The organism is Primorskyibacter aestuariivivens (genome assembly GCF_028023675.1).
GTDB lineage: Bacteria > Pseudomonadota > Alphaproteobacteria > Rhodobacterales > Rhodobacteraceae > Marinovum > Marinovum aestuariivivens.
Genome location: NZ_JAQIOZ010000006.1, coordinates 233,329 through 258,371 on the forward strand (window position 1 = coordinate 233,329; position 25,043 = coordinate 258,371).

Annotated in this window: 27 protein-coding genes; 10 read left to right on the plus strand and 17 right to left on the minus strand. The window is 62.1% G+C overall.

Annotated features, from left to right (window positions below; all coding sequences use genetic code 11):
- Position 1 precedes the first annotated feature (1 nt).
- Positions 2-835, minus strand: coding sequence for a GNAT family N-acetyltransferase (locus tag PGB28_RS08560; protein ID WP_271421086.1), 834 nt, complete (start codon positions 833-835; stop codon positions 2-4).
- A gap of 47 nt (positions 836-882) precedes the next feature.
- On the opposite strand from PGB28_RS08560, the gene PGB28_RS08565 reads away from it, so the two are divergent.
- On the plus strand, positions 883-1,017 hold the full coding sequence (locus PGB28_RS08565; RefSeq protein ID WP_271421087.1) for a hypothetical protein: 135 nt from the start codon (positions 883-885) through the stop codon (positions 1,015-1,017).
- On the opposite strand, the gene tyrS is transcribed toward PGB28_RS08565, so the two are convergent.
- Positions 1,014-2,258, minus strand: coding sequence for a tyrosine--tRNA ligase (tyrS, locus tag PGB28_RS08570; RefSeq protein ID WP_271421088.1), 1,245 nt, complete (start codon positions 2,256-2,258; stop codon positions 1,014-1,016). The genes PGB28_RS08565 and tyrS overlap by 4 nt on opposite strands.
- Positions 2,259-2,319: 61 nt before the next feature.
- Between tyrS and PGB28_RS08575 the strand changes: the two genes are divergently transcribed.
- The gene (locus PGB28_RS08575; protein WP_271421089.1) at positions 2,320-3,408 is read left to right on the plus strand and encodes an anhydro-N-acetylmuramic acid kinase; all 1,089 of its coding nucleotides are present in this window, start codon (positions 2,320-2,322) and stop codon (positions 3,406-3,408) included.
- Between the two features lie 75 nt (positions 3,409-3,483).
- On the opposite strand, the gene PGB28_RS08580 is transcribed toward PGB28_RS08575, so the two are convergent.
- A complete protein-coding gene (locus tag PGB28_RS08580; protein WP_271421090.1) occupies positions 3,484-4,089 on the minus strand; it encodes a flavin reductase family protein in 606 nt (201 codons plus the stop codon).
- 93 nt (positions 4,090-4,182) lie between these two features.
- Here PGB28_RS08580 and PGB28_RS08585 point away from each other — a divergent pair, with 93 nt between their 5' ends.
- Positions 4,183-4,671: a GNAT family N-acetyltransferase gene (locus tag PGB28_RS08585; RefSeq protein ID WP_271421091.1), complete on the plus strand. Its 489-nt coding sequence runs from the start codon at positions 4,183-4,185 to the stop codon at positions 4,669-4,671.
- Here PGB28_RS08585 and PGB28_RS08590 read toward each other — a convergent pair.
- The 3 genes from PGB28_RS08590 to PGB28_RS08600 are packed head-to-tail and all read right to left on the minus strand — an operon-like array spanning position 4,668 to position 7,150.
- Positions 4,668-5,639 (minus strand): threonine ammonia-lyase, encoded by a 972-nt coding sequence (locus tag PGB28_RS08590; protein WP_271421185.1) that lies wholly within the window; start codon positions 5,637-5,639, stop codon positions 4,668-4,670. The genes PGB28_RS08585 and PGB28_RS08590 overlap by 4 nt on opposite strands.
- The gene (locus tag PGB28_RS08595; RefSeq protein WP_271421092.1) at positions 5,636-6,460 is read right to left on the minus strand and encodes an alpha/beta fold hydrolase; all 825 of its coding nucleotides are present in this window, start codon (positions 6,458-6,460) and stop codon (positions 5,636-5,638) included. The genes PGB28_RS08590 and PGB28_RS08595 overlap by 4 nt, the downstream gene beginning before the upstream one ends.
- Positions 6,461-6,463: 3 nt before the next feature.
- Positions 6,464-7,150: a haloacid dehalogenase type II gene (locus PGB28_RS08600; protein ID WP_271421093.1), complete on the minus strand. Its 687-nt coding sequence runs from the start codon at positions 7,148-7,150 to the stop codon at positions 6,464-6,466.
- A 260-nt stretch (positions 7,151-7,410) separates the two neighbouring features.
- On the opposite strand from PGB28_RS08600, the gene PGB28_RS08605 reads away from it, so the two are divergent.
- From PGB28_RS08605 to PGB28_RS08620, 4 genes are all read left to right on the plus strand, one after another.
- Positions 7,411-7,845: an FKBP-type peptidyl-prolyl cis-trans isomerase gene (locus PGB28_RS08605; protein WP_271421094.1), complete on the plus strand. Its 435-nt coding sequence runs from the start codon at positions 7,411-7,413 to the stop codon at positions 7,843-7,845.
- Positions 7,846-7,988: 143 nt separating this feature from the next.
- On the plus strand, positions 7,989-8,954 hold the full coding sequence (gene speB / locus PGB28_RS08610; RefSeq protein WP_271421095.1) for an agmatinase: 966 nt from the start codon (positions 7,989-7,991) through the stop codon (positions 8,952-8,954).
- Positions 8,955-8,972: 18 nt separating this feature from the next.
- Positions 8,973-10,022: an aldo/keto reductase gene (locus PGB28_RS08615; RefSeq protein WP_271421096.1), complete on the plus strand. Its 1,050-nt coding sequence runs from the start codon at positions 8,973-8,975 to the stop codon at positions 10,020-10,022.
- Positions 10,023-10,094: 72 nt separating this feature from the next.
- Positions 10,095-10,757, plus strand: a complete 663-nt coding sequence (locus PGB28_RS08620) for a thermonuclease family protein (protein ID WP_271421097.1) — start codon at positions 10,095-10,097, stop codon at positions 10,755-10,757.
- A gap of 87 nt (positions 10,758-10,844) precedes the next feature.
- Here PGB28_RS08620 and scpA read toward each other — a convergent pair whose 3' ends face one another.
- Entirely contained in the window at positions 10,845-12,974 is a 2,130-nt protein-coding gene (scpA, locus tag PGB28_RS08625) for a methylmalonyl-CoA mutase (RefSeq protein WP_271421098.1), read from the minus strand.
- Positions 12,975-13,106: 132 nt separating this feature from the next.
- Between scpA and PGB28_RS08630 the strand changes: the two genes are divergently transcribed.
- The gene (locus PGB28_RS08630; RefSeq protein WP_271421099.1) at positions 13,107-13,625 is read left to right on the plus strand and encodes a DUF4174 domain-containing protein; all 519 of its coding nucleotides are present in this window, start codon (positions 13,107-13,109) and stop codon (positions 13,623-13,625) included.
- A 1-nt stretch (position 13,626) separates the two neighbouring features.
- On the opposite strand, the gene PGB28_RS08635 is transcribed toward PGB28_RS08630, so the two are convergent.
- The 8 genes from PGB28_RS08635 to PGB28_RS08670 form a co-directional block, all read right to left on the minus strand.
- Positions 13,627-14,151 carry a hypothetical protein gene (locus tag PGB28_RS08635; protein ID WP_271421100.1) on the minus strand — a complete coding sequence of 175 codons (525 nt, stop codon included), beginning with the start codon at positions 14,149-14,151 and terminating at the stop codon, positions 13,627-13,629.
- 63 nt (positions 14,152-14,214) lie between these two features.
- Positions 14,215-14,592: a hypothetical protein gene (locus PGB28_RS08640; protein ID WP_271421101.1), complete on the minus strand. Its 378-nt coding sequence runs from the start codon at positions 14,590-14,592 to the stop codon at positions 14,215-14,217.
- Positions 14,589-16,637, minus strand: a complete 2,049-nt coding sequence (locus PGB28_RS08645) for an acetyl-CoA carboxylase biotin carboxylase subunit (protein ID WP_271421102.1) — start codon at positions 16,635-16,637, stop codon at positions 14,589-14,591. Before PGB28_RS08645 ends, PGB28_RS08640 begins: the two co-directional genes overlap by 4 nt.
- A 568-nt stretch (positions 16,638-17,205) precedes the next feature.
- A complete protein-coding gene (locus tag PGB28_RS08650) occupies positions 17,206-17,568 on the minus strand; it encodes a hypothetical protein (protein ID WP_271421103.1) in 363 nt (120 codons plus the stop codon).
- Positions 17,569-17,634: 66 nt separating this feature from the next.
- Positions 17,635-17,778 (minus strand): hypothetical protein, encoded by a 144-nt coding sequence (locus PGB28_RS08655; protein WP_271421104.1) that lies wholly within the window; start codon positions 17,776-17,778, stop codon positions 17,635-17,637.
- A gap of 214 nt (positions 17,779-17,992) precedes the next feature.
- A complete protein-coding gene (locus PGB28_RS08660) occupies positions 17,993-18,352 on the minus strand; it encodes a DUF6497 family protein (RefSeq protein WP_271421105.1) in 360 nt (119 codons plus the stop codon).
- A 119-nt stretch (positions 18,353-18,471) separates the two neighbouring features.
- Positions 18,472-18,828, minus strand: coding sequence for a hypothetical protein (locus tag PGB28_RS08665; protein ID WP_271421106.1), 357 nt, complete (start codon positions 18,826-18,828; stop codon positions 18,472-18,474).
- Positions 18,829-18,856: 28 nt separating this feature from the next.
- Complete coding sequence (locus tag PGB28_RS08670) at positions 18,857-20,389, minus strand: acyl-CoA carboxylase subunit beta (protein WP_271421107.1); 1,533 nt, start codon at positions 20,387-20,389, stop codon at positions 18,857-18,859.
- A 179-nt stretch (positions 20,390-20,568) separates the two neighbouring features.
- Here PGB28_RS08670 and PGB28_RS08675 point away from each other — a divergent pair, with 179 nt between their 5' ends.
- Together PGB28_RS08675 and PGB28_RS08680 are read left to right on the plus strand one after the other, a co-directional pair.
- Complete coding sequence (locus PGB28_RS08675; protein WP_271421108.1) at positions 20,569-21,786, plus strand: multidrug effflux MFS transporter; 1,218 nt, start codon at positions 20,569-20,571, stop codon at positions 21,784-21,786.
- Positions 21,787-21,878: 92 nt separating this feature from the next.
- On the plus strand, positions 21,879-23,285 hold the full coding sequence (locus PGB28_RS08680; RefSeq protein ID WP_271421109.1) for a helix-turn-helix domain-containing protein: 1,407 nt from the start codon (positions 21,879-21,881) through the stop codon (positions 23,283-23,285).
- A gap of 54 nt (positions 23,286-23,339) precedes the next feature.
- Here PGB28_RS08680 and PGB28_RS08685 read toward each other — a convergent pair whose 3' ends face one another.
- Together PGB28_RS08685 and nhaA are read right to left on the minus strand one after the other, a co-directional pair.
- The gene (locus PGB28_RS08685) at positions 23,340-23,582 is read right to left on the minus strand and encodes a YdcH family protein (protein ID WP_271421110.1); all 243 of its coding nucleotides are present in this window, start codon (positions 23,580-23,582) and stop codon (positions 23,340-23,342) included.
- A gap of 142 nt (positions 23,583-23,724) precedes the next feature.
- Positions 23,725-24,912: a Na+/H+ antiporter NhaA gene (gene nhaA / locus PGB28_RS08690; RefSeq protein ID WP_271421186.1), complete on the minus strand. Its 1,188-nt coding sequence runs from the start codon at positions 24,910-24,912 to the stop codon at positions 23,725-23,727.
- Positions 24,913-25,043 lie beyond the last annotated feature (131 nt).

Genomic DNA, 25,043 nt, shown 5'->3' on the forward strand with positions numbered 1-25,043 from the left:
GCTAGAGCCGCACAAGCCAAGTCCCCCCCAGCGGGCGGCACAGCGCGCCACTGCCCAGCTTGAACCGCGCCAGCCCCGGCGCGGTTTCGGTGTCCACCTGTCCAAGGTCGATGCGCGTGATGCCGCGCGCCTGTAGCTGGATCATCGCTTCCCACAGGGCCAGATGATGGGCTGACGCCGCGCGCCCCTCTGGCCCGCTCCAGCCGATGTGATAGGTGGCCACAGCGCCGTGGCACAGAAACAGCATCGCGGCGATGGGCTCGCCCCAGCGGCGCAGTTCGAACAACCGCGCTTGTCCGCGATTGGCGGCGGCAAAGGCCGCGGTGAAGCCGGGCGGGTAGCCACGGTAACGCTTGACCACCTGCTGCGCCCGATCAATCCGCAATAGCCAATGGCCCGGATCGGCGGGCAGCGCGGTCTGGCTGACCTTGAGCCCCTGATCTGCGGCCTTGTTCAGCCGGTTGCGCCATTTCTGCGCCATGCGCGCCCGCAGCTCGGACGCCGGGGCGTCGAGTGCAAGTTCGGCCACATGCGCGGCGCTGCGTATGCGCCAGCCCGGATATTGCCCCGCCGTCTCGGCGTTGAGCAGCAGGAGCTGACAGTCGGTCTCGCGCCGGAGCCGCTCCAGATGCGGCGGCCCGATCCGCCCGCGCGAGATCAGCCCAAGGCGCAGAGGGCCGAAGCGGCGGCGCAAGACCTGTATCTCTTCGGACAGCATCGGCAGGTAGACCCGGATCGGAGGGCGACCCAAATGGGTCAGCGCCGCGCCAAAGGCGGGATGTTGTTGCAGCGGAGCGGTTTGCAGAGCGGCGAGCGAGGGGGCGTGAAAGGACATGGGCTGCATTAACGCGTGATTCAGGTGAATCTGCGATTAACGGGCCCATGAAAAAATCGACCGTTCTAGGCGTCTACGCGCCCCGCCCACGCCTCACCCTGACAGGGTTGGCGCTCTTGTCCGTGGCTATCGCTCTGCCCGCAGGTGCGTTGCTCTGGTTGGCCGAGTTTCTCTGGCTTTAACCCAGTTGCACCAGCGCGTGCCGCTTCTTGCCCGCCGACAGCTTGATCGGCGAGGACAGTGCGGCGGCATCCAGCATCAGCCCGGCGTCCGACAGCGGCGCATCGTCGATCTTCGCGCCGTTCTCGGCGATCAGCCGCTTGGCTTCCTTGCCCGACTTCGCCAGCCCTACGCGCACGATCACCTGCACGATGGAGACCGGCAATTCGCCCGGCTCCAGCACCAGCGTCGGCAAATCGTCCCCCACGCCGCCCTTTTCGAACACCTCACGCGCCGTGGCCTCCGCTGCCGCTGCGGCCTCGGCCCCATGACAGAGCGCGGTGACCTCGTTGGCCAATACGATCTTGGCCTCGTTGATCTCGGAGCCAGCCAGCGCGCCAAGGCGTTCACATTCCTCAAGGTTCATCTCGGTATAAAGCTTAAGGAACCGGCCCACATCCGCATCCGTCGTATTGCGCCAGAACTGCCAGAATTCGTAGGGCGAGCGCATATCTGCGTTCAGCCAGACCGCCCCATCAGCGGATTTGCCCATCTTCTTGCCGTCACTGGTGGTCAGGAGCGGCGAGGTCAGTCCGTAAATCTCATGATCCAGAACCCGGCGCGTCAGGTCGATCCCGTTGACGATATTGCCCCATTGATCCGAGCCGCCCATCTGCAGCACACAGCCGTAGCGGCGGTTCAGCTCAAGGAAGTCATAGGCCTGCAGGATCATGTAGTTGAATTCGAGAAAGCTCAGCGATTGTTCCCTGTCCAACCGCGATTTCACCGATTCAAAGCTGAGCATCCGGTTGACCGAGAAATGCCGCCCGATATCGCGCAGGAAATCGAGGTAATTCAGCCCGTCGAGCCATTCGGCATTGTTCAACATCAGCGCCGGGTTTTCGACGCCGTCATAGTCGAGATATTTTGCAAAGACCTTTTGGATGCCCGAGATGTTGTCGTCGATCTGCGCGGGCGTCAGCAGCGGGCGTTCATCGGCGCGAAAGGACGGATCGCCCACCTTGGTCGTGCCGCCGCCCATTAGCGTGATCGGCTGCCCGCCGGTCTTTTGCAGCCAACGCAGCATCATGATCTGAATAAGCGATCCCACATGCAGCGACTTGGCGGTGGCGTCAAAGCCGATATAACCCGGCATGCCACCCTTGGCGGCGGCCTCGTCCAGCCCCTGATAATCGGTGCAATCAGCCAGAAAGCCGCGTTCGATCATGACGCGCATGAAGTCCGATTTGGGATGGTAGGTCATGGGCTTGCTCCGTTACACTTGGGCAGAGGCTATAAAGCGCGTGAGGCGCGAGGAAAAGAGCATGTTGAAAACAGGCATGGTAACGGCGCTGGGCGCGATGTCGGGGACCTCGCTGGACGGGGTGGATGCGGCACTGATCGTGACCGACGGAGAGCGGATCAAGAGCTTTGGCGACAGCCGCTACCGGCCCTATTCCGACGCGGAGCGCGCGACATTGCGCGGGGCGCTTGGCAAATGGCCCGGCGACGATCTGGGCGAGGCTCTGGCGGTGATCCAGAATGCGCATGAAGAAGCGATGTCAGGCTTTGACGCCGATATTGCCGGGTTCCATGGCCAGACATTGGCGCATGAGCCGTCCGGTCGCGGCACGCATCAGCTTGGAGATGGTGCGGCATTGGCGACGGCCTTGGGCCTGCCGGTGGTCTGGGATTTTCGCTCTTCCGATGTGCGACTGGGCGGGCAGGGGGCGCCGCTTGCGCCGTTTTTTCATTTCGCCTGCGCCAAGCATATCGGCGCGACCGATCCCGTGGCGTTCCTCAATCTGGGCGGGGTGGGCAACCTGACCTGGGTGGACCCCTGCAAACCCGGCCCCGAGGCGGACGGCGCGCTCCTGGCCTTCGACACGGGTCCCGCCAATGCGCCGCTCAATGACCTGATGCAGGAGCGGTGCGGGCTGCCCTTTGACGAAAACGGTGCGCTGGCGCGGAAGGGGCAGGTGGTCGATGGCGCGCTGGAGCTGTTTCTGGATGAGGCATATTTCCTCAAGATCCCGCCCAAGTCACTCGACCGCGATGATTTCTCTCTGATGCTCGATCTGGTGCGCGAGTTGTCGGACGCCGACGCCGCCGCCACCATGTGCGCCATGGCGGCCAGCGCGGTGATGCGCGGTATGGAGCATTGCCCGTCACCGCCCTCGGCCGTCTATGTTACCGGCGGCGGACGCCATAACCCGGTGATGATGGAGATGCTGCGCGTGGCGCTTGATTGCGTGGTGGAGCCGGTCGAAGCGGTGGGTCTAGATGGCGATATGCTTGAGGCGCAGGCCTTTGCCTTTCTCGCCGTGCGCGTGGCGCGGGGCTTGCCCACCTCCAGCCCCAGCACGACCGGCGTCAGGGCCTTGGTCGGCGGCGGGGAAATCTCAACCCCCTGATCTTCCTCTTGCCGAAAATACCTCGGGGGTGAGGCCAAAGGCCGAGAGGGCAGAGCCCCCTTGAGCCGCTACGGATCACTCGCCCGGACGTTTGAGCGAAAACACCTCACGCACCACCGAGTAATCCCGGTAGCCCAACCGCGTCAGCGGGTTGAATTTGGTCACATCGAACATGCCGTCCACCATGCAATCGTCGCGCATATGCACGCCCGTCACCTCGCCCAGCACGAGGAAATTGGCCTCGCCCTCCAGCTTGACGATCTGCGTCAGCTTGCACTCCAGCGACGCGGGGCTGTCAGCGACGCGAGAACAGGCAATCGTCTCACACTCCGCCCGACCAATCCCGGCATGGTCAAACTCATCCACCTCGCGCGGCCACGGGCCGGAGCTTTGGTTCATCACGTCGCGCTGCCCATAGGCCACGACATTGACGCAAAAAACGCCCGTCTCGCGGATATTGGCCACGCTGTCCTTGGTGTCGCCCCGGTCCTCCTTAGCCGAGGTCGAGGCGAACATCACCTGCGGCGGCACGTAAGCCACGGCGTTGAAAAACGAATAGGGCGCAAGATTGTCCTGCCCGTCCGCGCCACGGGTTGAAATCCAGCCGATGGGGCGGGGCGTGACGATGGCATTGAACGGGTTATGGGGCAGGCCGTGGCCGTCTTGGGGGCGGTAGAACATGCGCTTGTTTCCTTCCTGTTTGCCAGACACCTAGCCGCGTGCTAACCGCGTTTCCACCCCGAACCTGTTTTCGCCCTCACCAAGGACGCCCGCTTGTTCCATCTTCGCCAAGAAACACCCGAGGACTGGTGGGAGGTCGAGGCCCTCTTTGACCTGAGCTTTGCGCCGGGACGCACGGCGCTCAGCTCTTATCGTCTGCGCGATGACGTGCCGCCAGTGGCCGCGCTGTCACGGGTGGCAGTGGATGAATTGGGCATCATCGGCGGCGCGATCCGCTATTGGCCCATCCGTATCGGCGGCGCGCCCGCGCTGTTGCTGGGACCGGTGGCGGTGCACCCCACGCGGCAGGCCGAGGGGCTGGGCGGGGCTCTGATCCGTGATTCGCTGGTGCGCGCGGCGGAACAGGGATGGGAACGGGTACTCTTGGTTGGCGATGCGCCCTATTACGGGCGGTTCGGGTTTGAAAAGCGTGGCGACGTGCTTATGCCACCGCCCACCAACCCGGACCGGGTTCTGGGTTTTGCCCTGTGCGACGGGGCGTGGGATGGGGTTGCGGGTGAGGTGACGCGCTGGGTGGATTAACCTGCGATTTGCAGCGCGCGCATGAACACATCCCGGTCCACATTGCCGCCCGAGATCGTTGCGATCACCGTGTCGCCCTCCAACGCCTGCCCGTGAAACAGTGCTGCTGCCAGCGCCACCGCGCCGCCCGGCTCAGCGACGACACGCAGCCGCTCAAAAGCAAGAGCCATGGCGCGCAGTGCCTCGTCTTCGGTCACGACGATGCCGGACGCACAGAGCCGTTGCAGGATGGGCAAGGTGATCTCGCCCGGGGTCGGAGTGACAATCGCGTCACAAAGTCCGCCGGACATTTGCGCATTGCGCTCGCGCTGCCCACTGGCCAGTGAACGCACCACGTCGTCAAACCCTTCCGGCTCTACGGGCCGCACCCGGATCTCCGGCGCATGGGCCTCCAACGCCAGCGCGATTCCAGAGGCAAAGCCGCCACCGCCGCAGCAGACCAGCATTTCGGCCCGCGTGATCCCCAGCTCCGCAGCCTGTTCAGCGATTTCCAGCCCGCAAGTACCTTGCCCGGCAATCACCTCTGGCTCGTCAAACGGTTTGATGAGCGTCAGCCCGCGTTCCCCTGCCAATCGCGCGCCGATGGCGTCACGATCCTCGGAGGCGCGGTCATAGAGCACCACCTCGCCGCCCAGGGCGCGGGTGTTGTCGATCTTCACGCGGGGCGCATCGGACGGCATGATGATCACCGCGCTGGTGCCATGCTGGCGCGCGGCAAGCGCCACGCCCTGCGCATGGTTTCCGGATGAAAAGGCGATGACGCCCCGCGCGCGGGTGTCGGGCTCCAACGCCGAGAGCGCCGACATCGCGCCGCGATATTTGAAACTGCCCGTATGTTGCAGGCATTCCGGTTTCACCAGCACCCGCCGCCCCGCGATCTCGTCCAGAAAAGGCGAGGACAAAAGCGGCGTGCGCCGCACCGCGCCTTTGATGCGGCCGTAGGCAGCTTCGATCATGTCGATATTCATTGCAGGTCCTTCAGCCATGCTTGCAGCGCGGTCAATGCCTCTGGCTCATCCAGGAACGGCACATGGCCCCGGTCGGGCACGACGGCGACATGGGCATCGGGGCGGCGCTTTTGCATCTCGGCCAGAGTGGCGGGGGACAACAGGTCCGAATTTGCGCCGCGAATGATCGCCAGCGGCTTGCCTGCCAGCGCGTCATACATTGGCCAAAGATCGGGGATCGGCTGTGCCCCCGCCTCGATCACCGCGTCGCGCAGGCGCGGGTCATAGGTCAGGCTCAGACCTTCCTCGGTTTCATTGAAAAACTTCTCAACCTCCGCCCGCCAGCGTTCCGGCGGAACATTGGCAAAGCCTTTCATCACGTTCGGGCGGGCGGCCGCGGCTTCTTCATAGCTGCTCCAGATCGGCGGCTTGCCAAGATAGCCCATGATAACGTCCAGCCCTTCGTCGGCAATGACCGGCCCGATATCGTTGAGCGCCACGCCGCGCAGCACCTGCGGCGCGCCCGCAGCCAGCCCCATGGCCACCAGCCCGCCACGCGAGGTGCCAAGCACGGCGACGCTGTCGAGCCCCAGATGCGCCAGAAGTTCCAGAACATCCTGCGCCTCGCGCGGGATGGTGTAGCTGCTGTGATCCTCAGCCCAGTCGGATTGGCCGCGCCCGCGATAATCCAAACGGATCACCCGGAAACCTGTCAGGTGCGGCAGCACGTAGTCGAAATCCCGGCTGTCGCGGGTCAGCCCCGACAGGCACAGGATGGGCAGGCCCTCGCCCTGATCATCGTAGTAGAGCTTCAGCCCGTCGGAAGTCGTGAAATGTGGCACGTCTCAGGCTCCTGCAAGCTTGGGGATATCGGTGAGGTCGCTCATGACCTCATGCGGCTGATGCGGCAGGCGGTCCATCGGCTCGCCCGTGCGGTTGACCCAGACGGTGCGGAACCCGTAGCCCGCCGCGCCTGCCGCGTCCCAGCCGTTTGAGGACACGAACAGAACTTGGTCCGGGGTAGTGCCGAACCGCGCGCCCACCATGTCATAGACCGCTTTCGCGGGCTTGAAGACGCCCACATCCTCGACAGACAAGACATCGTCCAGCCAGTCGCCAACCCCGGCAAAATCCACCGCGCCTTCGAGCATGTCGGGCGAGCCGTTGGACAGGATCGCGGTATTCAGCCCCATGGCCTTGAGCGTGGCCAGCATTTTGGGGACTTCCTTGTACGCCGCCAGTTCCCAATAGAGCGCCAGAAGCGTTTCGCGCAGAACCGGGTCATCGCCCAACCCATGCCGCTCCATCGCCCAGTCGAGCCCATCCTGCGTGACCTGCCAGAATGGGCAGTGTTCGCCTGTGATGGCGCGCAGCCAGGTGTATTGCAGCTGTTTGAGCCGCCAGTCATTGGCGAGGCCGGGCCATTTGTCGGCCCAGTGCTCCTGTCCCGGTTGTTCAGCGGCTTGACGTGCGGCGGCGGAGACATCGAACAGCGTGCCATAAGCGTCGAAAATGCAGGTGGTGATGGTCATATTTTTCTCCCGTTGGCAGTGAAAGTGGCACGGCAGGGCGAGCGGGAAAAGGGCGTTTCATGTTTTGCTGCCCGGTGGGTCGGGACCGGGCAAATTTTTTCGGAAAAATTTGCAAGAAAATTGGAATTTTCTTGGCTGCAATCGGCAATGGTCCGTTGTTTGCCATCCCGCGCGCTCTCGGCTAGACTTGGCCCATCCACGGAGCACCCGTCAGAGCGGCGGCCTCCACATTTCTTCCCCCCTGAAAAATCGGAGTCCTTATGGCCCAGGTCAAAACTGGCGACACTGTCGCTATTCATTACACCGGAACGCTCGCTGACGGCGCGACCTTTGACAGCTCGCAGGGCCGCGACCCGCTGGAATTCCAGGTCGGCTCCGGCCAGATCATTCCCGGCCTCGACAAGGCCCTGCCCGGCATGGAAGTCGGTGACAAGAAAACCGTCGAAGTGCCCTGTGACGAAGCCTATGGCCAACCCGACCCCAACGCCCAGCAGGCCGTGCCGCGCGGTGAGATCCCCGACAATATCCCGCTTGATCTGGGCACTCAGTTGCAGGTGCAGACCCCCACGGGGCAGGTCATGCCGGTGACCGTAGTCGAAGTGACCGACGAGCAGGTGACGCTGGACGCCAACCACCCGCTGGCGGGCAAGGACCTGACCTTTGCCATCGAACTGGTGGAGATCAAGGCGGCCTGATCGCCATTCGCAAGCCGTTTCAAGGGCGTCCTTCGGGGCGCCCTTTTTTTTCTGTGTGACGGGCCGCTTGCCCTGCCAAAACGGGATTGCAACTGCGCCATGCCCCGGCAATCATCCACCGGCGCAAAACTCGGGAGGGCAGCATGGCACATGGATATGAAGGCGGCAGGCTGGACCTGCCTTTCGTTGGAATCTCGACCTTTGGCAAACGGCCCTATCAGCCGGATTGGTCCGCCATCGACGCGGATGCCTGCATCCTCGGCGCGCCGTTCGATTTCGGCACGCAGTGGCGCGCAGGCGCACGGTTCGGTCCGCGCGGGGTGCGCGAGGCGTCGACCCTGTTCAGCTTTGGCCATGCGGGCGCCTATGACCACGAGGATGACGCCACGTACCTGCCCGAGAGCGTGCGTATCGTGGATATCGGCGACGCCGATATCGTGCATACGGATACCACCAAAAGCCACGCAAATATCGAGGCGGGCGTGCGCGCGATCCTCGGGGCGGGCGCGTTGCCGGTGGTCATTGGCGGCGATCATTCGGTCAATATTCCCTGCATCAACGCGTTCGACGGGCAGGGCGACATTCATATCCTGCAGATCGACGCGCATCTGGATTTCGTCGATGAACGTCACGGGGTGCGGTTTGGTCATGGCAACCCGATGCGGCGCGCAGCCGAGAAACCCTATGTCACAGGTCTGACCCAGGTGGGTATCCGCAACGTGTCCTCGACCGCGCGCGAAGGCTATGCCGATGCCCGCGCCATGGGCTCGGATATCCTTTCGGTGCGGCAGGCACGCAAGCTTGGCCCCGAGGCGGTCATCGCGCGCATCCCCGAAGGCGCGCGGGTCTATGTCACCATCGACATTGACGGCTTCTGCCCGTCCATTGCACCCGGGACCGGCACGCCCAGCCATGGCGGGTTTCTGTATTACGACGTGCTGGAAATGTTGCAGGCATTGACCAAACGCCACGAGGTGGTGGGCATGGACCTTGTCGAAGTGGCCCCGGATTACGACCCGACCGGCAGCACCTCGATTCTTGCCGCGCAGATTCTGCTGAATTTTCTGGGCTTTATCTTTCACGAACGCAAGCTAGGCTCTGCGACCTGACAAAGAGGGAACCGCGACATGAAAAAGAACCCGCTTGGGCGGACCGGGATATCCGTGACAGAACTGTGCCTTGGCACGATGACATTCGGCACGCAGACCACCTCTGACGAGGCGCATGCCCAGATCGACATGGCGTTGGATCGCGGCATCAATTTTGTCGACACGGCAGAAATGTATCCGGTCAACCCGGTGGCCAAAGAGACCATTGGCCGGACCGAGGAGATTGTCGGCGACTGGATTGCAGCCTCTGGACGGCGGTCGGACATGATCCTTGCCACCAAGCATTCGGGCGAGGGGATGCGTTTTGTTCGTGATGGCGCGCCGATCTCTTCGAAGACCATTCGCGAGACGCTTGAGGGGTCGCTCAAGCGTCTGAAGACGGATTACGTGGACCTGTATCAGTTTCACTGGCCGAACCGTGGGTCCTATATGTTCCGCAAGAACTGGGCCTATGATCCGTCCGCGTCTGGCTGGGACCGGACACGGATTGTCGAGAATATCGAAGAGTGCCTTGGCGCATTGCAGGATGAAGTGCAGCGCGGCACGATCCGTGCCTTTGGCCTCTCCAATGAAAGTGCCTGGGGCACGACGCAATGGATCGAGGCGGCTGCGCGCGTGGGCGGACCGCGGGTGGCGTCCCTGCAAAACGAATATTCCTTGATGTGCCGTATGGCCGATACCGACGTTGCCGAGATGTGCGTGCACGAGGATGTCGGGCTTTTGCCATTCTCGCCGCTGGCCTGCGGATATTTGACAGGAAAATACAGCGGTGGCGCGGTGCCCGATGGGTCGCGTATGTCGCTGTCGCCGCAAATGGGCGGGCGGCGCAATGACCGGGCCATGGAGATCGCAGATAAATACGTGGCGCTGGCGGGCGCGCATGGCGTGGACCCGATCCATATGGCGCTTGCCTGGTCCGCACGACGGCCCTTTGTGGCGTCGAGTATCTTTGGCGCGACGACATTGGCGCAGCTCGATCATGCTCTGGGGGCGGCGGACATCGTCCTGTCCGACGAGCTTATGGCCGCGCTGGATGATCTGCACCGCGCGAACCCGATGCCCTATTGATCAGCGCCTGACGCGTTAACAAAGCTTAACATTTCCCTTGAGGGTAGCCCAAGCTGCCGTCAGATTAACGAAATGTTAAGACTTTGTTCGATCCTTGTTCTTTGCGCGGCGGCCAGCGGCGTTTTCGCTGCGCCTTCGTCGGTCTCCGGCCCAGTCCGGGTTGTTGACGGTGATACGATTGAAATCGCGGGCCACAAGGTGCGTCTTTTCGGGATTGATGCGGTCGAACGTGATCAGACCTGCCGCCACCCGACGCGCGGCGAATGGCCTTGTGGCGCAGAGGTGGCACGCGTGTTGGCGGGGTTGATCGACGGGCAGGCCGCGACGTGTGAAAGCCGGGGTGTCGACCGGTATGGGCGCATGCTGGGCATCTGCCGGATCAACGGACAGGATGTCGGCGCAGCACTGGTCGAGGCCGGTTGGGCTTTTGCCTACAAGAAATACTCGACCCTTTATGTGCGGGAAGAGCAGCGAGCGCTTCACGCTGGGCGTGGGCTCTGGACGTCGGTCGTGGTGCAGCCATCGCAATACCGCGCGTCAAAGCGCGCACCGGTTCAGGTTGCGCCCTCAGGCTGCCCGATCAAGGGCAATATCTCGGCGGATGGGAAGCGCATTTACCACCTTCCGGGGCAGGCGTTTTACAGTCGGACGCGGATATCCGAGACCAAAGGTGAGCGGTGGTTCTGTACGGAATATGCCGCGCGCATGGCCGGTTGGCGCAGGGCGCGGCAGTAGCGATTTCTTTCGAAGAAATCGGACCGAAATCTTTTGAAGATTTCGGGTCTCCCGGGGCCAGTCAGTTAGGCCAGCCCCGGGTCTTTCTCAGCTACGCGCTTCGCGGATCAGCCGCAGGATGTCCTGGGCCGCTTCGGGGATATTGGTGCCCGGGCCAAAGATCGCCTTGACGCCCGCCTTTTGCAGGAATTCGTAATCCTGCTGTGGGATGACGCCGCCGCAGATCACGATGATATCGCCCGCGTCATTTGCTTTGAGCGCCTCGATCAGCTGCGGGGCCAGCGTCTTGTGCCCGGCGGCCTGCGAGGAGATGCCCACCACATGCACGTCATTGTCGATGGCGTCCTGTGCGGCCTCTTCCGGCGTCTGGAAGAGCGGGCCGACATCCACGTCAAAGCCGATATCGGCGAATGCGGTGGCGATTACCTTTGCACCGCGGTCATGGCCGTCCTGGCCCATCTTGACCACCAGCATACGCGGGCGGCGGCCTTCGTCCTCGGCGAAATCCTCGACCGATTTCTGGATCGCGGCAAATCCTTCGTCGCCTTCATAGGCCTTGCCATAAACGCCCGCCAGCGTCTTGACCTCGGCGCGGTGCCGTCCGAATACTTTTTCCATCGCCATGCTGATTTCCCCCACGCTGGCGCGTGCCCGGGCTGCTTCCACAGCCGCTTCCAACAGATTGCCGCCCTCTGTGGTGCGGCGGGTCAGTTCCTCAAGCGCCGCGTCACAGGCGGCCTGATCGCGCTCACCACGGATGCGCTCCAGCCGCGCGATCTGGCTTTCGCGCACGGCGACGTTGTCGACATCGAGAATGTCGATCGGGTCTTCCTTGTCCTTGCGATACTTGTTGACGCCGACGATCACCTCGTCGCCCCGGTCGATCATCGCCTGACGGGTGGCGGCGGTCTCTTCGATGCGCAGCTTGGGCATGCCGGAGGCCACGGCCTTGGTCATGCCGCCCATCTCTTCGACCTCTTCCATCAGCGCCCAGGCTTTGTCGGCCAGTTCAGCGGTGAGGCTTTCGACGTAGTAGGAGCCAGCCAGCGGGTCGACCACATTGGTGACGCCGGTCTCTTCCTGCAGGATCAGTTGGGTGTTGCGCGCGATCCGGGCCGAGAAATCGGTGGGCAGGGCGATGGCTTCGTCCAGCGCGTTGGTGTGCAGCGACTGCGTGCCGCCCAACACCGCCGACATCGCCTCGTAGGCGGTGCGGATGACGTTGTTGTAGGGGTCCTGCTCCTGAAGGCTGACACCGGATGTCTGGCAATGGGTGCGCAGCATCTTGGAGCGGTCGTTCTTGGCCCCGAACTCGGTCATGACCCGATGCCAGAGCAGACGCGCGGCGCGCAGCTTGGCGGCTTCCATGAAGAAATTCATGCCGATGGCAAAGAAAAAGGACAGGCGGCCTGCGAACTTGTCGACATCCATGCCTGCATTGATTGCCGCACGCACATATTCGCGCCCGTCCGCCAGCGTATAGGCCAGCTCCTGAACAAGGTTCGCGCCAGCCTCCTGCATGTGATAGCCGGAGATCGAAATCGAGTTGAATTTCGGCATCTCGTTCGAGGTGTATTCGATGATATCTGAGATGATCCGCATTGAGGGCTCGGGCGGGTAGATATAGGTGTTGCGCACCATGAATTCTTTCAGAATGTCGTTCTGAATAGTGCCCGCGAGCAGCGATTTGTCATGGCCCTGCTCTTCGCCGGTCACGATGAAATTCGCGAGGATCGGGATCACCGCGCCGTTCATCGTCATCGACACCGACACCTTGTCCAACGGGATGCCGTCAAACAGGATCTTCATGTCCTCGACGCTGTCAATCGCCACACCGGCCTTGCCCACATCGCCGACCACGCGGGGGTGGTCGCTGTCATAGCCGCGGTGGGTCGCAAGGTCGAAAGCGACCGAGACGCCCTGTTGCCCGGCGGCGAGGTTGCGGCGGTAGAAGGCGTTGGATTCCTCGGCCGTGGAAAAGCCCGCATATTGCCGGATGGTCCAGGGGCGGCCCGCATACATCGTGGCCTTGGGGCCGCGCGTAAAGGGCGCAAAACCGGGCAGGGAACCCAGATGCGGCAGGTCCTTGGTATCTTCTTCGGTGTAAAGCGGCTCGACCTCGATGCCTTCAAGGGTCTTCCAGGTCAGGTCTTCCAGCGGGCGGCCCCGCAGTTCCTTTTCGGCGAGTGCTTTCCAGTCATCCTTGCTCTGGGTCATCTGTGGTCCTTTCGTTTACGGGGCAGGGCCGGGGAGGGGCGCTGCGAAATGGGGTTGTCTTGACGTATGGTCACGCCATTCTGTGTCGTAATCGGGGGAGAAGCCCCTATATGCTTGGAACGAGGAGAAAAGATGCCAAACCTGTTCCGCATTCTGTCTATGTTGCTGGCGCTGGGCGCTGTGCCTGTGATGGCCCAAAGTGCATCAGAGGCCCCCGGAGCGACGTCCCCCGACACCGCGCCGCCAGAGATCGTCGAAGATGAAGTTGGCGAAGAGGCCGAGACGATTATCCTGCCTTCGGCGCAGCATGAGATTGACGAATATCTCTGGCTCAAGCGGCCTTTGGTCGTCTTTGCAGATAGCCCGGCAGACCCGCGATACGAACAGCAGATGCAACTGATCACCGACCGGTTGGATGATCTGCGCGAACGCGATGTGGTGGTACTGACCGACACGGACAAGTCCACTCTTTCGCCCCTGCGCGAAAAGCTGCGCCCGCGTGGCTTCATGCTGGTGCTGATCGGCAAGGACGGCACCGTGTATCTGCGTAAACCCTTCCCGTGGTCGGTGCGCGAAATCTCGCGCTCCATCGACAAGATGCCTTTGCGGCAGCAGGAGATTCGCGACAGGCGCGACGCGCCGATCCGGTAGTTCAGACGTTGCCGCGCAGAAAGACCGCCGCGCGGTCGATTGGTGAAATCAGGATGATGGCACTGCCGGAGGGGTCGAAGATCATGCGTGCCTCCGGTGTGGTCAGAATACGGTAGAAATGCCGGCCCAACGCGTCGTCCGCGCAGCGGCTGGCCGCGCCGACGGCATTTGACAACAGCCCCAGCCCGCGCGCCAGATTTGACGACATGACCTGTTCGGATATCGCATTCGGGCTTTGACCCGGTAGATCGAACAGCACGGCCCGCCCGTTGCCCAACAGGCGCAACGCCTCGTCCATGGAGGTGGCGCGCGCGATACGGCTGGACGCGGTCGGGCTGCGAAGGGTGAAGACCGCTGCGGTGCAGGTGGAGTCCGAGGCGAAATAGCGTGTGTCGCCCAGTGCCAAATATCCCGACAGCATGTTGCGCAGGTCGGATTCCTCGTCCAACGCGCAACTGCCGAGAACCAGCGTGCAAGCGAGCACGGCCAGCGCAGGCCGCAGAAATTGTTGTCCGAACCGGTTCATCAGGCTGAACCATACGGGCAAAAGCTGAACAGGGCGTTGCCAGAGGATATGCAGCACCAAACGTCACTTATGTCTCCGCGTCACGAGCGCACCGCCAAGACCAAAAATGGCAAGTAAACAGGCCACAAAGGCCTCAACGGCCGTGGTCAGCCCCGAATAGATCAGTCCCGCCATCACGGTAAACCCGACCATGATGAGCAGCACGCCACCCAGCCAGAGCGGCATGGCGGCGCGACCGGTCAGCCGCCGCATCACCAGAGCATAGGTCAGTGCGGCAAGCGCCGTTGCCAGAGCTGCAATCGCCAGATGCCAGACAAGGGGCGCGACCTTGAGACCGGCAAACAGGTATTGACCTGCTTCGCCCGCCCCATAGAGCACCGCAAGCCCCAGCCCGAAGGCCAAAGCGTGCCGTAGCCAGATCGTCGCGCCCCGTGTTCTCATTCGAATTCCATGATCACTTCGTCAACGGCAAGGCTGTCACCTGCGGCTGCATTGATCTTGGAGACCGTGCCCTTTTTCTCGGCGCGCAGGATGTTTTCCATCTTCATCGCCTCAATGGTGCAGAGCGCCTGACCTTCCTGTATCTCGTCGCCGACCTCCACATCAAGCTTCACCACCAGACCCGGCATCGGGCAAAGCAGCATCTTGGACGTATCCGGCGGCAGTTTCTCGGGCATCAGCGCGGCCAGCTCGGCCTGACGCGGGGTGCGTACCTTGACCGCCAGATCGGCACCACGGGTCCGGATGCGGAACCCGTGGGTGATCTTGTCGACCTTGAGTACAAGCGGCGCGCCCTCGACCATCATGTTGGCGAGGCTGTCGCCCGGGGTCCAGTCACCTTCAACGCGCATTGTCGTACCGTCCTCAAAGGTCACGGTCGACCCGCCATGATCCGCGGCAATCGACAGCGCAAGCGGTTCGCCCTTGCCGATTTGCACAACCCAGCTTTCACCCACATGGCGTTCGTGGTTGTCCAACCGGCCCGAGACGCGGGCGCGGCGGATCTCGGCCACGCGGTTCATCGCTGCAGCGGCGGCGGCCACGCGGCGCGCGTTCGCATCATCCAGCGTCACGCCCTCGAACCCGTCGGGATACTGCTCTTCGATGAAGGCGGTGGTCATCTCACCGTCGATGAAGATCGGATGATCCATCACGGCGGCCACGAAGGGCAGGTTATGGCCAATGCCTTCGACCTCGAAACTGTCGAGCGCCACGCGCATCGCCTCAATGGCGCTGGCACGATCCGGCCCCCATGTGCAGAGCTTGGCGATCATCGGGTCATAATACATCGAGATTTCGCCGCCCTCATAGACGCCGGTATCGTTACGCACAGCCGTTTCGCCAGTGGGCGCGTCGCCGTGCCAGGTGTTGTTTTCCAGCATCGGGCCTGCGGCCACTTCCATCGGCGGGCGGTAGCGGGTCAGACGGCCAATCGAAGGCAGGAAGCCGCGATAGGGGTCTTCGGCATAGAGACGGTTCTCGATGGCCCAGCCATTCAGCTTGATGTCGTCCTGGGTGATCGAGAGCTTCTCGCCCGCGGCGACGCGGATCATTTGTTCCACAAGGTCAACGCCGGTGATCAGCTCGGTCACCGGGTGTTCCACCTGAAGCCGGGTGTTCATTTCGAGGAAGTAGAAATTCTTCTGACCATCGACGATGAATTCCACCGTGCCGGCGCTGGCATAGCCCACCGCTTTGGCGAGCGCGCAGGATTGTTCGCCCATGGCCTTGCGGGTTGCCTCGTCCAGGAAGGGCGAGGGCGCCTCTTCCACAACCTTCTGGTTGCGGCGCTGGATCGAACATTCGCGCTCGCCCAGATAGACACAGTTGCCATGGCCATCGGCCAGCACCTGAATCTCGATATGCCGCGGCTGGGTGACGAACTTCTCGATAAAGATACGGTCGTCGCCAAAGCTGTTGGCGGCCTCGTTCTTGGAGGACTGGAAACCTTCGCGTGCTTCGGCATCGTTCCACGCGATGCGCATGCCCTTGCCGCCGCCACCGGCGGAGGCCTTGATCATCACTGGATAGCCGATCTCGTTGGAGATTTTCACCGCTTCGTCGGCATCCTCGATCAGACCCATATAGCCCGGCACCGTGGACACATCGGCCTCCTGCGCGATCTTCTTGGACGTGATCTTGTCGCCCATGGCCTCGATGGCACCTTTGGGCGGTCCGATAAAGGCGACGCCGGCGGCTTCGAGCGCCTCGGCGAATTTCGGGTTTTCCGACAGGAAGCCATAGCCCGGATGCACGGCCTCTGCGCCGGTGTCCTTGATCGCCTGCATGACCTTGTCGATGACAATGTAGGACTGGTTGGCGGGCGGTGGGCCGATATGCACGGCTTCGTCGGCCATGGCGACATGCAGCGCGTTCTTGTCAGCGTCGGAGTAGATGGCCACGGTCTGGATGCCCATCTTGCGGGCGGTTTTGATCACGCGGCAGGCAATCTCGCCCCGGTTGGCGATCAGGATCTTCTTGAACATGGGCTGTCCTTCTTATTTGGGGAAGACATGACAAAACGGCCCCGCGGCGCGAGTTGCGCCGGGAGCCGCTTAAAAGGTGTGAGAGGGAGCGGGTTTACCGCAACGGTCCGCCCACCATCGAGTAGCCAGACCTGGAGGTGATGTCCGCCCGGCTGCACGCTGAAAGCGCCGCCGTGGCCGCCAAGACCATGATCAGTAGAATTGTGTTTCCTGCTCGCATTATATGCTCCTTTTGGAAGAAGCCTTATGCGATTGATCTTAGGTCGAAAATGACGCGCGGTCACCCCGCTTGCACCACAAGCGCAACAAAGTGATGCCAAATGGCGACAATTTGTTAACGCGCCGGTTGTGCGCGTGGAAAAAAATGCGGGCGGATGCGAAGGGGACACGCTGATCCGCCCGCAGGTCAAAGGGTAACGGTGGTAGGCAGGAAACGACTGGAACCCCTGCCGCACTCGTACCTGGGTGACATTGCGCGCGGCATGGCCGTCTGCCAAGCGCGCGGCAGCGCCGCGATACATTTCGGCAGAGCGCCGCGTGTTTTGCTCAATTCTGGGCAGAAAGGCGCTCATTGCCATGGGCCTCCCAGCTCAAAGGCCTCGGGGAAGGATCGTTGGGCGGCCTCCACGTCGATGATGAGCTGAGCTTCGTAATCCTCGGGATCGAACGGATCGTCGAAGGGCAGCACCTCGCGCCCGAACAGCCAGCTCAGACGCCCGGCATCAAGGTTGCCCCGTTCAAAGGGCTGGTCGCCAAACTGAATCCAGAGCGCGGCCATGAACCACAGGTCCGCGCGCTTGTCGGGGGGTCTTCGGTCACGGAATCGCTCGCGCCGGGTGATCGGCGTGACCCCCTTGGGATTGGGGCGGCGGATGGTGAATTGGAAATCGGTGCCGGGAAGGCGGCCGGGAAAACCACGATGCTTGATCATGCCGCATCCTCCCGGACGAGGATGGGCGAAAACGGGACAGGCCCGAGGGCCTGCCCCGAAAGTGTATTACTTGTATTTGCCGGTATAGACGGGCTCGACCGAAATCGGCTCCGGATCCACGACGACATATTCCTCTTCCTGCTGCTGGGCGCATGCGGCCACAGCGGCAACGAGGCCAAGTGCTGCGATGAGCTTGATGCTCTTGGACATGAACTTCTCCTGTCAGTCACAACGGCATGGTGCCGCGCCAGATGCCCGGCCCTATACCGCAACAAAGGTAAGGTCACTTGGGTGTAACCCGCCTTAAGAATAGAGCATAAGGCACCGGAAATATACGATTTTCCACCTTGTCCACATGGCTGTGGCGCGAAAGCCGCAAACCGCTGTGCCACTTGGGGGCGCGCCGCAAGATGTTGTGTGTCCATCAGTACCACTCCCAGATGCAGGTGCCGTCCTGGATGGTGTAGGCCTCGAAATATTGCGGAATCTCCGGGTCGAAGACGCCCAGTTCCAGCGGTTCGGCGCTGACCGAGATGACAATTTGCGATGCGTCGATGTCATTGTCGGTTACATGGGGAATCGCCACGGCATTGCACAGATGCTCCATGTCCGACAGCACGGTTTCAGAGCCGGGATGATCGGCGGTCATGGTGGGTGCAACGAAACGCGCACGCAGCAGAGCGGGCACTTGCGCGCTTTCGTCGACGAATTCCTGCAAGTGTACGTCAAGCCCGGACGGGGTGGTGAATGCGGTGGCATCGGCCAGCGCGGGAAAGGCGGTCAAAACGAGTGCAAGCACGGTCGGATAATGGCAGCCCCGACCCCGGTTAAGGGCTCCTCCCGCCGGGGCTGCGCGGCGTTTCGGTCCCCCTCGCGCCGCTAACTTTGTATTCCGATCCAGACTCATAGCAGGTCTTTCCCTTGCGTCAACCGGGCGCAACTTTGCCAGCGCGCGCGATAGGCGGGATCATGCAGAAGCGAGGCAATCTGAGCCTCGGCGTGCGATCTTGGGAAGCGACCGGCAACCGCTCCACCAGCGCGCAGGCGCAGGCCGGTTTCGGTCCGGGTCACTTCGACCACCGGTGAAAATCCGCGCAGATTGCGCAGACGCCGCCACAAGTCCTGGCGCACCATCTGGGCCAGTGCCAGCCTCCGCAGCTGCGGAAAGCTGGCCTCGGCGCTCAGATCAAAGCGCGGTGCGGGGTGGCGCGACAGCGTGAGGCGGTCGTCATCCCGGGCGATATGCCAAGACTTGGTCACGTGGTGGTGTCCTTGGGTGCTGAACGGATCAGAGCGGAATGTTGTCGTGTTTCTTCCACGGCACCCTGGCCTTTTTGGTGCGCAGCGCGGCAAAGGCACGGGCGACCCGGCGACGGGTCGAATGCGGCTGGATCACCTCGTCGATAAAGCCGCGTTCTGCCGCCACGAAGGGGTTGGCAAAGCGGTCTTCGTATTCCGCCGTGCGTGCGGCGATCTTCTCCGGGTCGTTCAGTTCCGAGCGATAGAGAATCTCGGTCGCCCCCTTGGCACCCATCACCGCCACCTCGGATGTGGGCCATGCGTAGTTGATGTCGCCAGCGAGGTGCTTGGAGGACATCACGACATAGGCGCCGCCATAGGCTTTGCGGGTAATCACGGTGACTTTCGGCACGGTGGCTTCGCCATAGGCAAAGAGCAGTTTCGCGCCGTGCTTGATCACGCCGCGATATTCCTGGCCGGTGCCGGGCAGGAAGCCGGGCACATCCACCAGTGTCAGGAGCGGGATTTCGAACGCATCGCAGAAGCGCACGAAACGCGCGGCCTTGCGGCTCGAGTCGATATCAAGGCAGCCCGCCAGCACCATCGGCTGGTTGGCCACAACACCCACGGTCTGACCTTCGAGGCGCACGAAACCGGTGATGATGTTCTTGGCGAAGTCTTCCTGAATCTCGTAGAAATCGCCCTCATCGGCGATCTTGTGGATCAGTTCCTTCATGTCATAGGGCGTGTTCGGGTTTTCCGGGACAAGCGTATCAAGGCTGTCCTCGACCCGCGCCACATCGTCAAAGAAGGGGCGGACCGGCGGTTTCTGCTGGTTGTTGAGCGGCAGGAAATCGACCAGACGGCGGACCTCGGCCAGCGCTTCGACATCGTTTTCAAAGGCCGCGTCAGCAACCGAGGATTTCTTGGTATGGGTGGACGCACCGCCCAGTTCCTCGGCGGTGACCTGTTCATTGGTCACGGTTTTCACCACGTCGGGGCCGGTGACGAACATGTAGGAGCTGTCTTTGACCATAAAGATGAAGTCGGTCATCGCGGGCGAATAGACCGCGCCGCCAGCGCAGGGGCCCATGATCACGGAGATCTGCGGCACCACGCCTGAGGCAAGGATGTTGCGTTTGAAGACTTCACCATAGCCTGCAAGGCTGTCCACGCCTTCCTGAATACGCGCGCCGCCGGAGTCGTTGATGCCGATCACCGGTGCGCCGTTCTGCATGGCCATATCCATGATCTTGCAGATCTTCATAGCGTGGGTGGCGGACACCGAACCGCCCAGAACGGTGAAGTCCTGGGAAAAGACATAGACCATGCGGCCATTGATCGTGCCCCAGCCAGTGACAACACCGTCGCCATAGGGGCGGTTCTTCTCCATCCCGAAATCGGTGCAGCGATGCGCGACGAACATGTCGTATTCTTCGAAGCTGTCCTCATCAAGCAGCACTTCGATACGCTCGCGCGCCGTAAGCTTGCCTTTGGCGTGCTGCGCATCGACACGTTTCTGTCCGCCCCCAAGGCGGGCATTTTCGCGGCGGTTTTCGAGTTCCTGGAGAATGTCTTTCATAATCGGCCCCTTTGTGCAGGTTTGGGCGGAACATACCGGCGCGGATAAGTCTGACAAGGAGAGTCTGGCAAATTTGCAAATATGTTCGCCAAATCATGTGAATATTTGCAAAATAACAAAAAGCCTTGTGACTGTGCGTCAAGATAGACTTTGCGGCGAGTGCTGCCTAATTTCAATGCATGTCAGATGCTCCGCAGGTCCGTTTTCTGGACCGGACGACCCCGCCACATATTGTCACACTCATCCTGCTCGCGGGCATGTCCGCGCTTGCGATGAACATTTTCCTGCCCTCGCTGCCGGGGATGACCGAGTATTTCGACACTGAATATCGGCTTATGCAGTTGTCGGTGGCGATCTATCTTGGGGTGAACGCCGTCCTGCAGCTTTTTGTTGGTCCGATTTCGGACATGATGGGGCGGCGGCCGGTGATCCTTTGGGGGTTGGGGATTTTCGTGCTGGCCACGCTGGGCTGTATCTTTGCCCCGAATGTGGCGGTTTTCCTGATCTTCCGCATGGTGCAGGCCAGCGTTGTGGTGGCCATGGTGCTGAGCCGCGCCGTGGTGCGCGATATGGTGCCCCAGGATCAGGCGGCCTCGATGATTGGCTATGTGACCATGTTCATGGCGATCGTACCCATGCTCGGCCCGGCCGTGGGCGGGGTGCTGGACGAATTCTTTGGCTGGAAGGCGAATTTCTGGCTGCTGCTGGTGCTGGGCGCGGCGACCTTCTGGCTGGCCTGGAGCGATCTGGGCGAAACATCGGGGCGCAGCGGGCAGACGCTCTGGCGGCAGTTCGGTGATTATCCCGAACTGCTCAACTCGCCGCGTTTCTGGGGGTATGCTCTGTCGGCGGCGCTGTCGTCAGGGGCATTCTTTGCCTATCTGGGCGGTGCGCCGTTTGTGGGCTCCGAAGTTTTCGGGCTCGATCCGGCTGTGTTGGGTATCCTGTTTGGCGCACCGGCCATCGGCTACATGATCGGCAACGGGATTTCCGGGCGCTATTCCGCAAGGATCGGGATCAACCAGATGATCCTTTGGGGCGCGGCGATCTGCCTTGGCGGGCTGGGGGTGTCGATCCTCGTTTTCGTTGCGGGCTATGGATCGGCCTGGGTGTTCTTTGGCTTCATGACCTTTGTGGGTCTCGGTAACGGGATGGTCATTCCGAATGCCACGGCAGGCACGCTGTCGGTGCGGCCGCATCTGGCGGGCACGGCAAGCGGGTTGGGCGGGGCGATCATGATTGGCGGCGGGGCGGGTCTCTCGGCGCTGGCGGGGGCGATGCTCAGACCCGGGACCGGTGCCTGGCCACTCCTGTGGATCATGTTCGGCACGGTGGCGCTGGGTCTTGTCTGTATCCTGCTGGTGATCCGCCGGGAAAAGCGGCTGCATATGCTGTAGCGCGCGGTGCGCGGGGACCGCGCACCCTACGGCTTGTGGCGGGTGGTTTGCAAAGCTAGGCTGAGCCAATCGCAAACCCGCAAAGGCATTCCATGGCGATCCAGAAACTCTATGCCGGTGCCAAGCTGCGCGAGACGCGGCAGCGGCTCGGGCTGACGCAAAAGGACTTTGCCGCCAAGCTCGGCGTCTCGCTGCCCTATCTCAACCAGATGGAAAACAATAATCGCCCGGTCAGCACGACTGTCGTGCTGGCGCTGGCGCAGGAGTTCGGCTTTGACGTGACCGAGCTGAGCTCGGGCGATGCGGAGCGGCTGGTCTCGGACATGCGCGAGGCGCTGGCCGATCCGCTTTTTGCACAGGACGAGGCAGGCGCGCCGCCTTTGGCCGATCTGCGGCTGACGGCGTCAAATGCTCCGGCACTGGCGCGGGCCTTTCTGGAATTGCACCGCGCCTATCGCCAGAGCCACGAGCGTCTCGCCTCGCTTGATGCCGCACTTGGTGGTGAAGGCGGTGGATTGCAGCTCAGCCCATGGGAAGAGGTGCGCGATTTTTTCCATTACTGCGACAATTACATCGATGCGGTAGACAGGGCGGCGGAAAACTTTGCCGCCTCGGCGCGGCGCGGCAATGTGCCTGCGGCGGCAGAAGCCTGGTTGAATGGGCAGGGGATTTCGGTGCGCATCGCGGACACAGACAGTCTGCGCCGGTTCGACCAGTCCAGCGGGACGCTCACCTTGTCGGACAGGGCTGCGCCGGAAACCCGGAATTTCCAGTTGCTGCTGCAGATGGCTCTGCTGCAACAAGACAAGCTTCTCGGGGCCACGCTCGATCTGGCCCGGTTTCAGTCGGACACGGCGCGGGATATCGCGCTGATCGGGCTGGCCAACTATTTCGCGGGTGCCGCGCTCATGCCCTATGCCGCGTTTCTCGATGCTGCGCGCGAGACGCGGCATGATCTGGAGCGATTGGCCACCCGTTTCGGGGCCTCCATCGAGCAGGTGGCGCATCGGCTCTCCACCCTGCAACGGCCCGGAGCCAAGGGCGTGCCGTTCTTTTTCGTGCGTGTGGATCAGGCCGGCACGATCACCAAGCGCCATTCCGCCACGCGGCTGCAATTTGCCCGGTTCGGTGGAGCCTGTCCGTTATGGAACGTGCACCGGGCTTTCGAGACGCCGGGGCGGTTCCTGCGGCAACTCGCCGAGACGCCCGATGGGGTGCGCTACATCTCTATCGCGCGCGACATTTCCAAGACCGGCGGGCGATACGGTGCGCCGGTGCGCCGTTATGCCATGGCTCTGGGTTGTGAAGTGACCCATGCGGAGCAATTGATCTATGCCGACGGGCTGGATGTCGGGCAGGATGCGGCCTTTGAGCCGATCGGCATTTCCTGCCGCATTTGCGAACGGGTGGATTGCCATCAGCGCTCGATCCCGCCGCTGGAGCAGCAATTGAGCATTACGCCAAACAGCCGTGATGTTCTGCCCTACAGGGTGGGATAAACGTAAATGCGCCGCCCACGTGTACCGGGGCGGCGCTTCAGAGTGTGTCGGGGTTCAGCTTGCCTTGCTCAGAATGCCGTAGATCTCGTCCTTGAGCGCGGCGCGTTTCTTGCGCATGTCCACCTCGGTCAGTTCCTCGACCGGTTCGACATTGGTTTCGGCACGATGCACCGCGCGGTTGATTTCGTGATACTCTTGGGCAAGCCGTGCAAAGTGGGCGTCGCTGGTTTTCAGATCGCTCATCTTTGCTGCGTATTCCGGAAATTCCTCGGCCAGTTCATGGGGGGTGTGGGACATGTGCGCTCTCCTTTTATTGCCCTGTTCGGGGTGTCCAGAAAGCACTCTATCCGTCCTGCGGACCCGGGCTTTGATACGGATCAAACGACAAGGCCGCCGGGGCGGAAAATTCCCGGCGGCCCTTGTTTGGAATTCGACGGACTTATCCCGCTGGCGCGGTGGCCGCTTCCTCTGCCGACGAGGAAGCCAGCATAAGCGCCACGTAGCCCACGATGCCTGACACCAGCGAGCCGGACAGAACCCCAAGCCGCACGTGATTCATGAGCGCGGGGTCTGCATAGCTGAGCGATCCGATAAAGAGCGACATGGTAAAGCCCACGCCGGCCAGACAGCTTAGCCCGTAGATATGCAGCCAGTTCGCGCCATGGGGCATCGCGGCCAGTCCGGATTTCACCATCACGTAGGACACGCCGAACACGCCCACCTGTTTGCCGATGATCAGGCCCAGCGCGATGCCAAGCGGCAGCGGCGCAAAGAGATCCGAGAAACTAAGCCCCGCAAGCACGACACCGGCATTGGCAAAGGCAAAGACCGGGATGATGCCGTAGAGAACATAAGGGGTCAGGCCGTGCTCCAGCGAATGCAGCGGGCTCTTGCCCCATTTGTCCTTGAGCGGGATGCAGAAGGCTGTCACCACACCGGCGAGTGTTGCGTGAACGCCGGATTTCAGCACGAAATACCACATCACAGCGCCCAAGAGGATTGCAGGCGCAAGGCGGTGCGCCCCTTTGATGTTCAGCCAGATCAGGCCGACCAGCGGAACGATCGCATAGAGCAGGTAGTCCACTTTCAACTCGGCCGTATAGAACAGCGCGATGATGATGATCGCGCCAAGGTCGTCAAGAATGGCCAGTGTCAGCAGGAATACCTTGAGCGAGGCCGGTGCACGGCTGCCCACAAGGGCGAGGATGCCTAGCGCAAAGGCAATGTCGGTCGCCGCGGGAATGGCCCAGCCGCTCAGCGTTTCGGGCGAACCCCAGTTCAGCGCCACGAACACTGCGGCGGGCAGCGCCATACCACCTACGGCCGCAGCACCGGGCAGAAGCACATCACGCGGGTTCTTGAGCTTGCCTTCCAGCATCTCGCGTTTGAGCTCAAGCCCGATCAGGAAGAAGAAGATCGCCATCAACCCGTCGTTGATCCACAGGATCGCGGGTTTTTCCAGGCCCTCGCCATTGATCGTCAGCGACACTTTCGCGCCCAGAAAGGCGTCGTAAAATCCCGACAGACCGGAATTGGCCACGATCAGCGCAGCGACCGCGGAAAGCATCAGCAATATGCCGCCCGAAGCCTCATGGCTGAAAAATTTGTCAATCGCACGCAGCAGCATCCGGTCCCTCCAGTTGTTGATGATTTCCGTTGGATATGGCGTAAATTCTGCCATTTTCAACGTAAATCGGTACAGCGGCAGACGAATTATGCCTCATGAATGCGTATTTTGCACCATTGGCCCGAAAAAAG

Coding starts and splice junctions, on each gene's coding strand:
- PGB28_RS08630 (WP_271421099.1), top strand. CDS start 13,107: ATGCCAAACCTGTTCCGCATTCTGTCTATGTTGCTGGCGCTGGGCGCT.
- PGB28_RS08640 (WP_271421101.1), bottom strand. CDS start 14,592: ATGAGAACACGGGGCGCGACGATCTGGCTACGGCACGCTTTGGCCTTC.
- PGB28_RS08575 (WP_271421089.1), top strand. CDS start 2,320: ATGTTGAAAACAGGCATGGTAACGGCGCTGGGCGCGATGTCGGGGACC.
- PGB28_RS08580 (WP_271421090.1), bottom strand. CDS start 4,089: ATGTTCTACCGCCCCCAAGACGGCCACGGCCTGCCCCATAACCCGTTC.
- PGB28_RS08565 (WP_271421087.1), top strand. CDS start 883: ATGAAAAAATCGACCGTTCTAGGCGTCTACGCGCCCCGCCCACGCCTC.
- PGB28_RS08675 (WP_271421108.1), top strand. CDS start 20,569: ATGTCAGATGCTCCGCAGGTCCGTTTTCTGGACCGGACGACCCCGCCA.
- PGB28_RS08620 (WP_271421097.1), top strand. CDS start 10,095: ATGTTAAGACTTTGTTCGATCCTTGTTCTTTGCGCGGCGGCCAGCGGC.
- PGB28_RS08635 (WP_271421100.1), bottom strand. CDS start 14,151: ATGAACCGGTTCGGACAACAATTTCTGCGGCCTGCGCTGGCCGTGCTC.
- nhaA (WP_271421186.1), bottom strand. CDS start 24,912: ATGCTGCTGCGTGCGATTGACAAATTTTTCAGCCATGAGGCTTCGGGC.
- PGB28_RS08650 (WP_271421103.1), bottom strand. CDS start 17,568: ATGATCAAGCATCGTGGTTTTCCCGGCCGCCTTCCCGGCACCGATTTC.
- PGB28_RS08560 (WP_271421086.1), bottom strand. CDS start 835: ATGTCCTTTCACGCCCCCTCGCTCGCCGCTCTGCAAACCGCTCCGCTG.
- scpA (WP_271421098.1), bottom strand. CDS start 12,974: ATGACCCAGAGCAAGGATGACTGGAAAGCACTCGCCGAAAAGGAACTG.
- PGB28_RS08670 (WP_271421107.1), bottom strand. CDS start 20,389: ATGAAAGACATTCTCCAGGAACTCGAAAACCGCCGCGAAAATGCCCGC.
- PGB28_RS08600 (WP_271421093.1), bottom strand. CDS start 7,150: ATGACCATCACCACCTGCATTTTCGACGCTTATGGCACGCTGTTCGAT.
- speB (WP_271421095.1), top strand. CDS start 7,989: ATGGCACATGGATATGAAGGCGGCAGGCTGGACCTGCCTTTCGTTGGA.
- PGB28_RS08590 (WP_271421185.1), bottom strand. CDS start 5,639: ATGAATATCGACATGATCGAAGCTGCCTACGGCCGCATCAAAGGCGCG.
- PGB28_RS08605 (WP_271421094.1), top strand. CDS start 7,411: ATGGCCCAGGTCAAAACTGGCGACACTGTCGCTATTCATTACACCGGA.
- PGB28_RS08615 (WP_271421096.1), top strand. CDS start 8,973: ATGAAAAAGAACCCGCTTGGGCGGACCGGGATATCCGTGACAGAACTG.
- PGB28_RS08645 (WP_271421102.1), bottom strand. CDS start 16,637: ATGTTCAAGAAGATCCTGATCGCCAACCGGGGCGAGATTGCCTGCCGC.
- PGB28_RS08685 (WP_271421110.1), bottom strand. CDS start 23,582: ATGTCCCACACCCCCCATGAACTGGCCGAGGAATTTCCGGAATACGCA.
- PGB28_RS08655 (WP_271421104.1), bottom strand. CDS start 17,778: ATGTCCAAGAGCATCAAGCTCATCGCAGCACTTGGCCTCGTTGCCGCT.
- tyrS (WP_271421088.1), bottom strand. CDS start 2,258: ATGACCTACCATCCCAAATCGGACTTCATGCGCGTCATGATCGAACGC.
- PGB28_RS08680 (WP_271421109.1), top strand. CDS start 21,879: ATGGCGATCCAGAAACTCTATGCCGGTGCCAAGCTGCGCGAGACGCGG.